This window comes from Streptococcus sp. SS-4456 (genome assembly GCF_036680365.1).
Lineage (GTDB): Bacteria > Bacillota > Bacilli > Lactobacillales > Streptococcaceae > Streptococcus.
Genome location: NZ_JAVIHI010000011.1, coordinates 1 through 13688 on the forward strand (window position 1 = coordinate 1; position 13688 = coordinate 13688).

Genomic DNA, 13688 nt, shown 5'->3' on the forward strand with positions numbered 1-13688 from the left:
TAGATTTCGATTTTGTCTTCATAGCTCAATTTCATAAAAATAGCACCCCAAATGTTAGATTTTTTCTGTCTAACTTTTGGGGTGCAGTTCAGTAATCTAGCATGGTTTTTACTTATTTCTCCTCAAAAAATGCATCATAGAGGGCCTTGAGAGCCTTCTCTTTTTCTTCTGTTTTGACAACGAACATAACGGAAACTTCGCTGGCACCTTGCGAAATCATGGCCAGGTTGACATTTTGTTGAGAAAGTGCAGCCGTTGCAGTAGCAGTTACACCGACATGGCTCTTCATATTTTCACCAACAATCATGATGGTAGAGAGCCCATGTTCAATTTCTGCCTTATCAACTTCTAGTTTGGTCTTGAGTTGACGAAGGATTTCTTCCTCCTTGATAGGCGTTAACTCACGCTCGCGGAGAACGATAGATAGGTCATCAATACCAGTCGGCATATGTTCAAACCGTATATTGAGATCTTCAAGAATTTGCAGAACCTTGCGCCCAAAACCAACTTCACGGTTCATCAGGTACTTAGACATATTGATACTTACGAAGTCATCATCTGCTGCGATACCAACAACAGGAACGGTTTCTTCAGTGTGTTTGTGAACAATACGAGTGCCAGGATGACCAGGGTTATTGGTATTTTTAATAACCAATGGAATGCGACCGCGATAGGCCGGGAGAAGAGCCTCATCATGGAGCACGGAGAAGCCGGCATAAGCTAATTCGCGCATCTCACGATAAGTCAATTCCTTGATAGAATGTGGATTTTTGATAATACCAGGATGGGCAGCAAAGATACCATCTACATCAGTAAAGTTTTCGTAAAGATCAGCCTTTACCCCTGCTGCTACGATAGAACCAGTGATGTCTGACCCTCCACGTGAGAAGGTACAAATTTGATTGTCAATCGTAACACCAAAGAAACCAGGAATAATCAAGATTTCATCTGAGTTACGCAGTTCTTCAATTTTATCATAGCTTGATGGAAGAATGCGGGCATTGCCAGGCTCAGAGCTGACGAAAATGCCAGCCTTCTTGGGATGGACATAGCGTGCGGGCAGTCCCTTGTAGGTGAAATACTCAGCAATCAACTTAGCATTGTTATCTTCACCAGCTGCCAAGAATGCATCGTAAAGAAAATCGTTGTTCTCAATTGGCAAACTTGCTAAATCCTTGATGCTTTCGGCAATTTTCTTCATGCTCTTTGCAGGGAAACCAAGTTCATCCACCATCGCCTGGTAGCGGTTGATAATCCATTCTTGACTTGCAGTAACATCTTTTCCATGGATATAGTCCTTGTAGTACTTAATCAAGGCATCTGTAACCTTTGTATCTTCAGCGTTTCGTTTGCCAGGTGCTGAAACAACGACAAAGCGACGCTCAGGATCGGATTGGACAATATTGAATACTTTTTCTAATTGACTAGCAGAAGCGAGAGAACTTCCGCCAAATTTAATCACTTTCATCTGTAACTCCTAGGATATTTTTTTCTATTATAGCAGAATAGTAAGGGATTGTCAGTACTTATAAGCAAATCTTATGGCTACTGGTCTTTAAAGCGAACAATTGCTCTCTCGAAAATTTTCTGAAAACAAAAAACTTCCGCCTATGTTACAATAGATAGGAATAGGAGAAAGACATGGTAAAAGCAATTATTTTTGATATGGATGGTGTCCTGTTTGATACGGAAACGTTTTATTTTCACCGTCGAATTGATTTTCTAGCTACTAAGGGCTTATCAGTAGAGCACTTGGAACCATCTATTTTTGTTGGTGGAAGAGCCAGCCAAATGTGGAAGCGGATTTTAGCAGATGATTATGAAAATTGGGATGTGCCAGCCTTAGAAGCGGAATATCGGCTCTATAAGGAAGAACGTCCAACACCTTATGCTGAGCGCCTGTTTCCAGATGTAAGAGATAGTCTGGAGCGTTTGGCTACTAAAGGCTTACCTCTGGCATTGGCCTCCAATACAGATAAGGCAGATATTGAACGAGCCTTGTCTGAAGTAGGGATTAGAAAGTATTTTGAATATGTATTTTCTGGTATGGACTGTCAAGCACCAAAGCCACATCCAGCAGTGTATGAACAGGCAGTCCAAGCTTTAGGAGTGGATAAAAAGGATATTTTGGTCTTTGAAGACAGTTCTAAGGGGATTGCTGCAGCAAAAACGGCAGATCTGACTGTCTGGGCTATTCGGGATCGGTATTACGGTATCGACCAGTCACAAGCTGATAGGTTAGTAGATAGTTTAGGACAGGCAATGAATGACTTAGATGTTTAATAGAAAAAGTTGGTTTTGCCAGCTTTTTTTCGGATGTCACACTATATTTTTGGAAAAATAGTGACAAATTGCAAATCTGTGCTAGAATGAGATACAAGAGTTTGAAATTTGATATTCAAATGTTTTAACGATCAAATCATTTTCAAAGGAGAAGAGATGACCTACCAAACAATTTCCTATCAGGTAACAGGAAGTCTTGCCGTTCTAACCTTTAATCGTCCCGATGTTGCCAATGGTTTTAACATCCCAATGTGTGAAGAAATTCTTGAGGCTATCGAAGAGACGGCTCAGAATGACCAAGTTCATTTCTTGCAGATTGAAGCAGCAGGTCACATTTTCTCTGTTGGTGGAGATTTGGTCGAGATGAAGCGAGCAGTGGATGAGGACGATATTCCTTCTCTTGTGCGCATCGCAGAGCTGGTGAATGATATCTCCTTCGCCCTCAAGCAACTACCTAAAGTTGTCATTATGGTTACCGATGGAGCAGTAGCGGGTGCGGCGGCTAATATGGCAGTGGCAGCTGATTTTGTTATTGCCTCCACCAAGACCAAATTTATCCAAGCTTTTGTTGGCGTTGGGTTGGCTCCAGACGCAGGTGGTATTTTCCTGCTCAGTCGTGCCATTGGAGCCAATCGTGCCAGTCACTTGGCCATGACAGGAGAGGGATTGTCTGCGGAGAAAGCCCTAGAATACGGGATTGTCTACAAACTGGTTGAGCCAGAAAAGTTGGAAAAGACTGTTCAACAGGTTATCAAAAAACTCATGCGTGGCTCTATTAACTCTTATGTTGCCATAAAGCAACTGGTCTGGGAAAGTCAGTTCAAGGACTGGGAATCCTATCGCCGCTTGGAATTGGACTTGCAAGAAAGCTTGGCTTTTAAAGAAGATTTTAAAGAAGGTGTTCGGGCCCACGCTGAGCGGAGAAGACCAGTATTCACAGGAAAATAATTTAATTTTTTAGAAAAAATGTTTGACATTCAAATTATTTTAGCTTATACTTTGATTATCAAAGTAAAGGAGACCTGTTTTGGAAGATTCAAAAATCAATGAATACCTGACCGCTATATTTAATAATGTGTTGGTGATTGAAGAAACAAGTCTTCGAGGTAGTCGGTTCAATGATATTTCCATTAAAGAAATGCATACCATTGACATCATCGGTGAAATCGCTGGAGCGACGCCGAGCGATGTAGCTCGTACTTTGATGGTCACACTTGGTACGGTAACGACCAGTCTAAATAATTTAGAACGAAAAGGCTATGTTGAGCGAATTCGTTCCACTAAAGATAGACGGGTGGTTCATCTCTATCTGACCAAGAAAGGTCGTCTGGTCTATCGTTTGCACCGAAAATTTCATAATGAAATGGTCAAGCAGATTACAGACGGGATGGATGAGGCAGAATACCAAGTGATGAAAAAAGGGCTCTACAAACTCTATAATTTCTTGGAGGATTTGAAATGAGAACCTTCGCTAAAATCAGTCAGGTTGCCCACTATGTTCCTGAACGAATTGTGAGCAATGATGATTTGGCCCAAATCATGGATACCAGCGACGACTGGATTGCAGCACGGACAGGTATTCGACAACGACGAATTACAGTCGATGAGAATACCAGCGATTTAGCCAGTCGTGTTGCCCAAGACCTGCTAGACAAGTCAGGTGTAGCTGCTGAAGCCATTGATTTCATCATCGTTGCTACCATTACACCAGATTCAGCTATGCCGTCAACGGCAGCTCGTGTCCAGGCGGCAATCGGTGCTAAGAAGGCTTTTGCCTATGACCTAGTCGCAGCTTGTTCGGGTTTCGTGTTTGCACTATCCACCGCAGACAAACTGATTTCCTCTGGGATTTACCAAAAGGGAATTGTGATTGGAGCGGAGGTCTTGTCCAAGACTCTTGACTGGACAGATCGTGGGACGGCAGTTTTGTTTGGGGACGGGGCTGGTGGTGTCTTGCTGGAGGCTAGTACTGAGCAGCATTTCCTGGCAGAAATCAACCGAACGGACGGCAGTCGTGGCCTTAGTCTAACCTCTGGCCAGACGGGTCTGCATTCTCCCTTCTCGAAAGAGGGAGGCAACCAACCTTATTTGCAGATGGACGGTAGAGCGATTTTCGAGTTTGCGGTTCGCGATGTGACCAAGACCATTGCAGAGCTACTAGACAGTCAGGGTTTGACTGGTGATGAGGTGGACTATTTCTTGCTTCATCAGGCCAACAGTCGGATTCTGGACAAGATGGCACGCAAGCTGGGCCTTGGTATTGAGAAATTTCCAGCCAATATGATGCACTATGGAAATACCAGTGCGGCCAGCATTCCTATTCTCCTATCGGAGTGTGTGGAGGCAGGTAGTCTACGCTTGGATGGTAGCCAAACGGTTGTATTGGCAGGTTTTGGTGGCGGTCTGACTTGGGGAACGCTACTACTTAAACTTTAGTTAATTCCTTGCCTCTGGCAAGATTAAAAATATTTTTATATAAAAAGGAGCACTATCATGGCAGTATTTGAAAAAGTACAAGAAATCATCGTTGAAGAATTGGGTAAGGATGCTGAAGAAGTAACCCTTACAACAACCTTTGAAGATTTGGACGCGGATTCATTGGATCTTTTCCAAGTTATATCTGAAATCGAAGATGCATTCGACATCCAAATCGATACAGAAGAAGGTTTGACAACTGTAGGCGACTTGGTTGCATATGTTGAAGAAAAAACTAAATAAGATTGCGATAGAAAAGTGCTTGTGAGCATTTTTCTTTGGATAGATAGTTTGATATTCAAAACATTGAAACATCAAACTAATTGTTAAGTGAGGGCCTTGCTCTCGCTTGTTTAGCTAATAGTTTGATGTTCAAATGATTAGCTAAGCAAAGAAAGATTGAGAGAAATATGAAAACAAAGATTACAGAATTATTGAACATTGATTATCCGATTTTCCAAGGTGGTATGGCCTGGGTGGCTGACGGTGACTTGGCTGGCGCAGTTTCAAATGCTGGTGGTTTAGGTATTATCGGTGGAGGCAATGCTCCAAAAGAAGTCGTCAAGGCGAATATTGATAAAGTCAAGTCTATCACAGACAAGCCTTTCGGTGTCAATATCATGCTTTTGTCGCCTTTTGCAGATGATATTGTTGACCTAGTTATCGAAGAAGGTGTCAAGGTGGTGACAACGGGTGCGGGGAACCCTGGAAAATACATGGAACGTTTGCACGCAGCTGGTATTATTGTTATTCCAGTGGTTCCAAGTGTCGCTTTGGCTAAACGCATGGAAAAACTGGGTGTGGATGCCGTCATCGCTGAAGGGATGGAAGCAGGTGGTCACATCGGTAAATTGACCACCATGACCCTGGTTCGTCAGGTTGTTGAAGCAGTATCAATTCCTGTGATTGCTGCAGGTGGTATTGCAGATGGTGCAGGTGCTGCAGCTGCCTTTATGTTGGGTGCAGAAGCTATTCAAGTTGGAACACGTTTTGTTGTAGCCAAAGAATCAAACGCCCATCCAGCCTACAAGGAAAAAGTCCTCAAGGCTAAGGATATTGACACAACAGTATCGGCGTCTGTTGTAGGTCATTCGGTGCGTGCCATTAAGAACAAGCTTTCGACAGCCTATGCGGCTGCGGAAAAAGACTTCCTTGCTGGGAAAATTTCAGCAGAATCCATTGAAGAACTGGGTGCAGGTGCCCTTCGCAATGCCGTTGTAGATGGTGATGTGGTCAATGGTTCGGTTATGGCAGGTCAGATTGCTGGCTTGGTGACCAAGGAAGAAACCTGTGAAGAAATTTTGAAAGATTTATATTTTGGAGCTGCTAAGGTGATTCAGGAACAAGCGAGTCGCTGGGCTTCCGTTGGAGAATAAGATGACAAAAACAGCCTTTCTATTTGCAGGTCAAGGGGCTCAGACACTCGGTATGGCCCGTGACCTCTATGACACCTATCCCATTGTCAAGGAAACTTACGACCAGGCTAGTCAGATTCTGGGCTATGATGTGCGGGACTTGATTGACCATCAGGAAGACAAGCTCAACCAGACCCGCTATACCCAGCCTGCGATTTTGACAACTTCCCTTGCGATTTATCGTTTATTGGCAGAAAAGGGGATTAAACCCGACATGGTGGCTGGTTTGTCCTTGGGAGAATATGCAGCCTTGGTTGCTTCAGGTGCCTTGGCCTTTGAAGATGCCATTGCCTTGATTGCCAAACGAGGTGAGTTTATGGAGACGACTGCACCAGCAGGGACTGGTAAGATGGTCGCTGTCCTCAATGCAGATGTCAGCTTAATCGAAGAGGTCTGTTCATCAGTTACCTCTGGGATTGTTTCTCCGGCCAACTACAATACACCAGCCCAAATCGTTATCGGTGGCGAGGTGGCAGCTGTGGATGAGGCGGTGGAAGCCTTGAAGGCGGCGGGTGTCAAACGTATGATTCCCCTCAACGTGTCGGGGCCTTTCCACACAGCTCTCTTGCGTCCAGCTTCGGAGCAATTGGCGCAGGTTCTGGAAGAGGTGGAGTTTTCGGATTTCCAAGTAGAATTAGTTGGCAATACGGAAGCCAAGGTCATGAAACAAGAGGACATCAAGTCCCTCTTGACCCGTCAGGTCATGGAGCCTGTCCGTTTTTACGAGTCCATTACAACCATGCAGGCGGCTGGAGTGACCAAGTTTATCGAAATCGGTCCAGGTAAGGTTTTGGCAGGCTTTATCAAGAAAATTGATAAGACAGCCGAGGTGGTGACAGTAGAAGATGTGGCAAGTCTAACAGACTTGTTGACTAGCCAATAAGGAGAAATCATGGAACTTACCAATAAAAATGTGTTTGTGACGGGTTCAAGTCGTGGAATCGGCTTGGCCATTGCCCATAAGTTTGCTAGCCTTGGTGCCAATGTGGTGCTGAATGGTCGTGGTCAGCTAGGCCAGGACTTGCTGGACAGCTTTTCAAGCTACGGTGTAAAAGTGGTGGCGATTTCAGGTGATATTTCTAGCTCGGCAGAAGCCAAACGAATGGTAGCTGAAGCAGTTGAGGCTCTTGGTAGCGTCGATATCTTGGTCAACAATGCAGGGATTACTAAGGATGGTATGGCCTTGCGAATGACGGAAGAGGATTTTGAGAGTGTCTTGAGTATCAATCTAACAGGTACCTTTAACATGACCCAGGCTGTTTTGAAACCGATGACCAAGGCACGTGAAGGGGCTATTATCAACCTTTCTAGTGTGGTCGGTTTGACAGGGAATGCTGGTCAGGCTAACTATGCTGCTTCTAAGGCAGGTGTTATCGGCTTTACAAAATCCATTGCTCGTGAAGTCGCTAGTCGCAATGTTCGTGTCAATGCTATCGCACCAGGCTTTATCCAGTCAGATATGACGGATGTCCTGTCTGACAAAATCAAGGATGCCATGTTGGGGCAAATTCCTATGAAACGCTTTGGCTTGACGGAAGAAGTTGCGGATGTAGCAGTGTTCTTGGCCAAGCAAGAATACCTAACTGGACAAGTGATTGCGGTTGACGGCGGCTTGACCATGCAGTAATCCAGTCTTCCAGTTTATCTTTTATTACTTCGACGAGCGAGGAAACTACGTTTCCAGATTTCCAGCTTCAAACAATCTATTGGATTGTTTGAACTCGCTTTGCCGTACTAACGGAGCGGTACTTACTATCGTAAGTACGATTTCCAATCTTCAATAGTCTACTGGACTATTGAAGCTGTCTGCGGCTTGTTGAAATGAACTTTGTTCGTAGTACTAAAAGCAAACTGAAAGACTGCAATGACGCGCTTTGAATTCAATATTGTTTTGTGTGTTGTTTTAAGAGAGGTTTGAAAATGACAAAATTAAATCATGTAGTAGTTACAGGCTACGGTCTGACATCTCCAATTGGAAATACGCCAGAAGAATTCTGGGATAGCATGGTCAATGGCAAGATTGGGATTGGAAAGATTACCAAGTTTGATACTAGTGACTATACTGTCCATAATGCAGCGGAAATCAAAGATTTTCCTTTTGACAAATACTTCGTTAAAAAAGATACTAACCGCTACGACAACTACTCCCTCTATGCTCTTTATGCGGCTCAAGAGGCAGTAGCTAATGCCAATCTTGATACAGAAGCGGTTGACAGCGATCGTTTCGGTGTTATCTTGTCAACTGGTATCGGTGGGATTTTGGAAATTGAAGAGCAGGTTGCTCGCATGAACGAAAAAGGACCAAAACGGATTCGTCCTATGGCACTTCCGAAGGCTTTGCCAAACATGGCGGCTGGAAATATTGCTATGCAGGTCGGTGCCAATGGTGTCTGCAAGTGTGTCATCACAGCCTGTGCTTCGTCAAACGATGCCTTGGGAGAAGCCTTCCGTGAAATCAAGTTTGGCTTCCAAGATGTTATGTTGGCAGGTGGTTCAGAAGCGGCTATTACGCCTTTTGCAATCGGTGGCTTCCAAGCTTTAACAGCGATGTCGACGACTGAGGACCCAGAACGTGCTTCTATTCCCTTTGACAAGGACCGCAATGGTTTTGTCATGGGAGAGGGTGCTGCGGTCTTGGTCTTGGAAAGTTTGGAGCATGCAGAGGCGCGTGGGGCAACCATCTTGGCTGAAATTGTTGGCTATGGAAATACCTGCGATGCCCACCACATGACCTCTCCACACCCAGAAGGTTTGGGTGCTATCAAGGCTATGAAGTTGGCCATTTCAGAAGCAGGTTTGGAGCCAGCTGATATTGACTACATCAATGCCCATGGGACTTCGACACCGGCTAATGAAAAAGGGGAAAGCCAAGCTATCGTATCTGTCTTCGGCAAGAACACGCCAGTTTCTTCCACCAAGTCCTTCACAGGTCACTTGTTGGGTGCAGCGGGTGCAGTTGAGGCGGCAGCTGTCATTGAGGCTATGCGTCATTCTTACGCACCAAAGACAGCTGGTACAACGGAATTATCTGACTACATCGAAGCGGATGTTATCTATGGTCAAGGTCGTGACATGGAAATCCGTCATGCCATTTCAAATACATTTGGCTTTGGTGGGCATAATTCAGTCATCGCTTTCAAACGTTGGGAGGTCTAAGTGAATATTACAGAAATTAAAGACCTGATGAGTCAGTTTGACCAGTCAAGTTTGCGAGAATTTTCATATAGCAATGCTGGGGAAACCTTGCATTTCAGTAAAAACCAGCAGGCGATAGCGGCTCCGAGTCCAGCGGTAGAAGCTCCGCTTGCTCCAGTAGCTCCTGCAAGCCCAGCCCCTGTGCCAGCAGTTGAAACCAGTGAGGTAACTCCAGTAGAAGCCAGCTCAGCCCCTGCGGCAGAAGGTGCGGTAGTGGAAAGTCCACTTGTTGGTGTGGCCTATTTGTCACCAGCTCCTGACAAGCCAGCCTTTGTAGCAGTTGGCGATACGGTCAAGAAAGGGCAGACTCTCATGATTATCGAAGCCATGAAGGTCATGAACGAAGTACCTGCTGACCGTGACGGTGTGGTCACAGAGATTTTGGTGGCCAACCAGGATGTTGTAGAATTTGGACAAGGATTGGTACGCATCAAATGATTGATATTTTGAAAATTAAAGAGGCTCTTCCTCATCGCTACCCTATGCTCTTGGTCGATCGTGTCCTTGAAGTATCGGAAGATGAGATTGTCGCCCTTAAAAATGTGACCATTAACGAGCCCTTCTTCAACGGGCATTTCCCAGACTATCCTGTCATGCCAGGTGTTCTCATCATGGAGGCTTTGGCACAAACCGCAGGTGTCTTGGAGTTGTCCAAGGAAGAAAACAAGGGCAAGCTGGTCTTTTATGCCGGCATGGACAAGGTTAAATTTAAGAAGCAAGTTGTACCTGGTGACCAGTTAATTATGACCGCGACATTTGTCAAACGCCGTGGAACCATTGCGGTCGTTGAGGCAAAGGCAGAAGTGGACGGAAAACTGGCTGCGTCGGGGGTGTTGACTTTTGCTATTGGAAAATAAATCAGTTCTCCATTTTATCTTTTATTGCGTCGACGAACGAGGAAACTTCGTTTCCTTATTTCCAACTTCAAATAATTTCATCATTATTTGAACTCGTTTTGCCGTACCCAAGTACTGTCTACAACAATTGATACGAATTTTATTCGTCTCATTTCCAACCTCCAAAGTTTTCCCAAACCTTTGGAGCAAGCACTAAAAGTAAAATGAAGAACTGCTATTGATAACCATTATTTAATATTCTCATCTTGAGATTGTTATAACAATTATTCTATGTTAAAAAGGAGATAGGATTCATCATGTTTGAGAAGATTTTGATTGCCAATCGTGGTGAGATTGCGGTGCGGATCATTCGTGCGGCCAGAGAGTTGGGGATTGCGACCGTGGCTGTCTATTCAGAGGCGGACAAGGAAGCCCTCCACACCATGTTGGCAGATGAGGCTATCTGTATCGGACCAGCTCGTTCGACAGATTCCTATCTCAATATGCAGGCGGTTATCTCGGCGGCTGTTGTGACAGGTGCCCAGGCTATTCATCCTGGCTTTGGATTTTTGAGTGAAAACTCCAAATTCGCCACCCTCTGTGAAGAGGTTGGTATCAAATTTATCGGGCCTTCTGGGACGGTTATGGATACTATGGGCGATAAGATCAATGCCCGGGCTGAAATGATTAAGGCTCAAGTGCCTGTCATTCCAGGCTCTGACGGCGAGGTATTGACCAGCCAAGAAGCTCTTGCAATCGCTGAGAAGATTGGCTACCCCGTCATGCTCAAGGCATCGGCAGGTGGTGGTGGCAAGGGGATTCGTAAGGTTGAAAAAGCCGAAGACCTAGTTCCAGCCTTCGAATCAGCTTCCAGCGAAGCCAAGGCAGCCTTTGGCAACGGAGCCATGTACATGGAGCGTGTTGTCTATCCAGCCCGGCATATAGAGGTGCAGATTTTGGCGGACCAGCACGGCCATGTCATTCATCTGGGAGAACGAGATTGTTCCCTTCAGCGTAGCAATCAAAAGGTCTTGGAAGAAGCTCCATCCATCGCCATTGGTCAGACTATGCGGGCTCGCATCGGTCAAGCTGCGGTCCGTGCAGCCCAATCAGTCGGCTATGAAAATGCAGGGACTATTGAGTTTCTCTTGGACGAAGCCAAGGGCGAATTTTACTTCATGGAAATGAACACACGGGTGCAGGTAGAACATCCTGTAACTGAGTTTGTAACCGGTGTAGATATTGTCAAGGAGCAAATCAAGATTGCGGCTGGTCAGGAACTCAGCGTCCGTCAAGAAGATGTGCGGATTACAGGCCATGCTATTGAATGCCGGATCAATGCTGAAAATCCTGCTTTCAACTTCGCCCCAAGTCCAGGTAAGATTTCCAATCTCTACCTACCAAGCGGTGGCGTTGGTCTACGTGTAGATTCAGCTGTTTACCCAGGCTACACCATTCCACCTTATTACGATTCCATGATTGCTAAGGTTATCGTACATGGGGAAAATCGCTTTGAAGCTCTGATGAAGATGCAGCGAGCCCTCTACGAATTGGAAATTGACGGAGTGGTGACCAATACAGACTTCCAGCTGGACTTGATTTCCGACAAGCGTGTGGTGGCTGGTGATTATGACACTGCCTACCTTATGGAGGAATTTTTACCCCGCTATCAAGCAGAATTATAGTCTTTTAGTTTACTTTTAGTACTAGGCAACGAGCCGCAGGCATAACTGGAGTTAGCCAAGGCGAGTTAACGAAGTAATAAAAGAAAAACTAAATGACGATAAAAAAAGTAAACTAGGAGAATGCTATGGCTTTGTTTCGCAAAAAGGACAAATATATCCGCATCAATCCCAATCGTTCGCGGATAGAGTCAGCACCTCAAGCAAAGCCAGAGGTGCCAGATGAACTCTTTTCCAAATGCCCAGCTTGTAAGGAAATCCTCTACAAGAAGGACTTGGGACCAGAGAAAACCTGTCAACACTGTTCCTATAATTTTCGGATTACAGCTCAGGAACGCCTGGCTTTGACAGTAAGTGATGGTTCGTTTGAGGAATTATTTACGGGGATTGAAACAACTAATCCGCTGGACTTCCCCAATTATTTAGAGAAATTAGCAGCCACCCGTCAAAAAACGGGTTTGGATGAAGCTGTTTTGACAGGCAAGGCGACCATCGGCGGTCAGCCAGTTGCCCTTGGCATTATGGATTCGCACTTTATCATGGCTTCAATGGGAACAGTGGTCGGTGAGAAAATCACCCGCCTCTTTGAACTGGCTACTGAAGAGAAGTTGCCAGTCGTCCTTTTTACCGCATCTGGTGGTGCTCGGATGCAGGAAGGCATTATGAGCCTGATGCAAATGGCTAAGATTTCTGCAGCTGTAAAACGCCATTCTAACGCTGGCCTCTTTTACCTTACGGTCTTGACAGACCCGACAACAGGAGGTGTGACAGCTAGTTTTGCTATGGAAGGTGATATTATACTGGCTGAGCCACAGACTCTGGTTGGCTTTGCAGGCCGTAGGGTTATTGAGTCAACTGTGCGTGAAAATCTGCCTGACGATTTCCAGAAGGCTGAATTTTTACAAGAACACGGCTTTGTCGATGCCATTGTCAAACGTCAGGACTTGCCAGCGACCATTAGTCGCTTGTTGAGAATGCATGGAGGTGTTAGATGACCAGTGATGTAGCACGTATGATCCGTTTGGCACGTGACCAAGCTCGCCTGACGACCTTGGACTATGCCAGACAACTCTTTGATGACTTTATCGAACTGCACGGCGATCGGAATTTCCGTGATGACGAAGCTGTAGTGGGTGGCATCGGCTTTTTAGCAGGTCAGCCGGTGACAGTCATCGGTATCCAAAAAGGGAAGAATCTCCAAGACAACCTCAAACGCAATTTCGGTCAGCCCCACCCTGAAGGCTACCGCAAGGCTCTTCGCCTCATGAAGCAGGCGGAGAAGTTTGGCCGTCCAGTTGTCACCTTCATCAATACTGCTGGAGCCTATCCCGGTGTCGGTGCCGAGGAGCGTGGACAGGGCGAAGCCATTGCCCGCAACCTCATGGAGATGAGCGACCTCAAGGTGCCCATTATCGCCATTATCATCGGCGAGGGCGGCTCTGGTGGGGCTCTTGCTCTAGCGGTGGCAGACCAGGTCTGGATGCTGGAAAACTCCATGTACGCCGTCCTCAGCCCCGAAGGGTTCGCGTCTATCCTCTGGAAAGACGGCAGTCGGGCCATGGAGGCGGCAGAACTCATGAAGATTACCTCCTATGAGTTGGAGAAGCTCCAAGTGGTCGATCGGGTTGTTTTGGAAAATGGCAGAGCGACCAAGGAAGTCTTGGCTGACATCAAGGAAAACCTAGTCAGCCAGTTGGCTTTCTTACAATCCTTACCACTTGAACAACTACTCGAAAACCGCTATAAACGATTCAGAAAATACTAGGAAGACCTAGTATTTTTTTGCTAGATTTGATACAATG

Annotated in this window: 15 protein-coding genes; 14 read left to right on the plus strand and 1 reads right to left on the minus strand. The window is 45.6% G+C overall.

The window, feature by feature from the left end; translation table 11 throughout:
• Positions 1–112 precede the first annotated feature (112 nt).
• Positions 113–1468 carry an aspartate kinase gene (locus RFK25_RS04730; RefSeq protein ID WP_332411868.1) on the minus strand — a complete coding sequence of 452 codons (1356 nt, stop codon included), beginning with the start codon at positions 1466–1468 and terminating at the stop codon, positions 113–115.
• A 173-nt stretch (positions 1469–1641) separates the two neighbouring features.
• On the opposite strand from RFK25_RS04730, the gene RFK25_RS04735 reads away from it, so the two are divergent.
• The 14 genes from RFK25_RS04735 (at position 1642) to RFK25_RS04800 (ending at position 13651) form a co-directional block, all read left to right on the plus strand.
• The gene (locus tag RFK25_RS04735; RefSeq protein ID WP_332411871.1) at positions 1642–2283 is read left to right on the plus strand and encodes an HAD family hydrolase; all 642 of its coding nucleotides are present in this window, start codon (positions 1642–1644) and stop codon (positions 2281–2283) included.
• A gap of 156 nt (positions 2284–2439) precedes the next feature.
• Positions 2440–3231, plus strand: a complete 792-nt coding sequence (locus tag RFK25_RS04740) for an enoyl-CoA hydratase (RefSeq protein WP_332411873.1) — start codon at positions 2440–2442, stop codon at positions 3229–3231.
• Between the two features lie 79 nt (positions 3232–3310).
• Entirely contained in the window at positions 3311–3745 is a 435-nt protein-coding gene (gene fabT, locus RFK25_RS04745; protein ID WP_332411875.1) for a fatty acid biosynthesis transcriptional regulator FabT, read from the plus strand.
• Positions 3742–4719 carry a beta-ketoacyl-ACP synthase III gene (locus tag RFK25_RS04750; protein ID WP_332411877.1) on the plus strand — a complete coding sequence of 326 codons (978 nt, stop codon included), beginning with the start codon at positions 3742–3744 and terminating at the stop codon, positions 4717–4719. Before fabT ends, RFK25_RS04750 begins: the two co-directional genes overlap by 4 nt.
• 57 nt (positions 4720–4776) lie before the next feature.
• Positions 4777–5001: an acyl carrier protein gene (locus tag RFK25_RS04755; protein ID WP_002938891.1), complete on the plus strand. Its 225-nt coding sequence runs from the start codon at positions 4777–4779 to the stop codon at positions 4999–5001.
• A gap of 167 nt (positions 5002–5168) precedes the next feature.
• Positions 5169–6134 (plus strand): enoyl-[acyl-carrier-protein] reductase FabK, encoded by a 966-nt coding sequence (gene fabK / locus RFK25_RS04760; protein ID WP_332411879.1) that lies wholly within the window; start codon positions 5169–5171, stop codon positions 6132–6134.
• A gap of 1 nt (position 6135) precedes the next feature.
• Positions 6136–7056, plus strand: a complete 921-nt coding sequence (fabD, locus tag RFK25_RS04765; RefSeq protein WP_332411881.1) for an ACP S-malonyltransferase — start codon at positions 6136–6138, stop codon at positions 7054–7056.
• A 9-nt stretch (positions 7057–7065) separates the two neighbouring features.
• Entirely contained in the window at positions 7066–7800 is a 735-nt protein-coding gene (gene fabG / locus RFK25_RS04770; RefSeq protein WP_332411883.1) for a 3-oxoacyl-[acyl-carrier-protein] reductase, read from the plus strand.
• Positions 7801–8093: 293 nt separating this feature from the next.
• Complete coding sequence (gene fabF, locus RFK25_RS04775; RefSeq protein WP_332411885.1) at positions 8094–9329, plus strand: beta-ketoacyl-ACP synthase II; 1236 nt, start codon at positions 8094–8096, stop codon at positions 9327–9329.
• Positions 9330–9806, plus strand: a complete 477-nt coding sequence (gene accB, locus RFK25_RS04780) for an acetyl-CoA carboxylase biotin carboxyl carrier protein (RefSeq protein ID WP_332411887.1) — start codon at positions 9330–9332, stop codon at positions 9804–9806.
• Positions 9803–10225 (plus strand): 3-hydroxyacyl-ACP dehydratase FabZ, encoded by a 423-nt coding sequence (fabZ, locus tag RFK25_RS04785; RefSeq protein WP_023371400.1) that lies wholly within the window; start codon positions 9803–9805, stop codon positions 10223–10225. The genes accB and fabZ overlap by 4 nt, the downstream gene beginning before the upstream one ends.
• A gap of 296 nt (positions 10226–10521) precedes the next feature.
• Positions 10522–11889 carry an acetyl-CoA carboxylase biotin carboxylase subunit gene (locus tag RFK25_RS04790; protein WP_332411889.1) on the plus strand — a complete coding sequence of 456 codons (1368 nt, stop codon included), beginning with the start codon at positions 10522–10524 and terminating at the stop codon, positions 11887–11889.
• Between the two features lie 125 nt (positions 11890–12014).
• Positions 12015–12881 (plus strand): acetyl-CoA carboxylase, carboxyltransferase subunit beta, encoded by an 867-nt coding sequence (gene accD / locus RFK25_RS04795; RefSeq protein ID WP_332411891.1) that lies wholly within the window; start codon positions 12015–12017, stop codon positions 12879–12881.
• Positions 12878–13651, plus strand: a complete 774-nt coding sequence (locus RFK25_RS04800) for an acetyl-CoA carboxylase carboxyl transferase subunit alpha (RefSeq protein WP_332411893.1) — start codon at positions 12878–12880, stop codon at positions 13649–13651. Before accD ends, RFK25_RS04800 begins: the two co-directional genes overlap by 4 nt.
• Positions 13652–13688 lie beyond the last annotated feature (37 nt).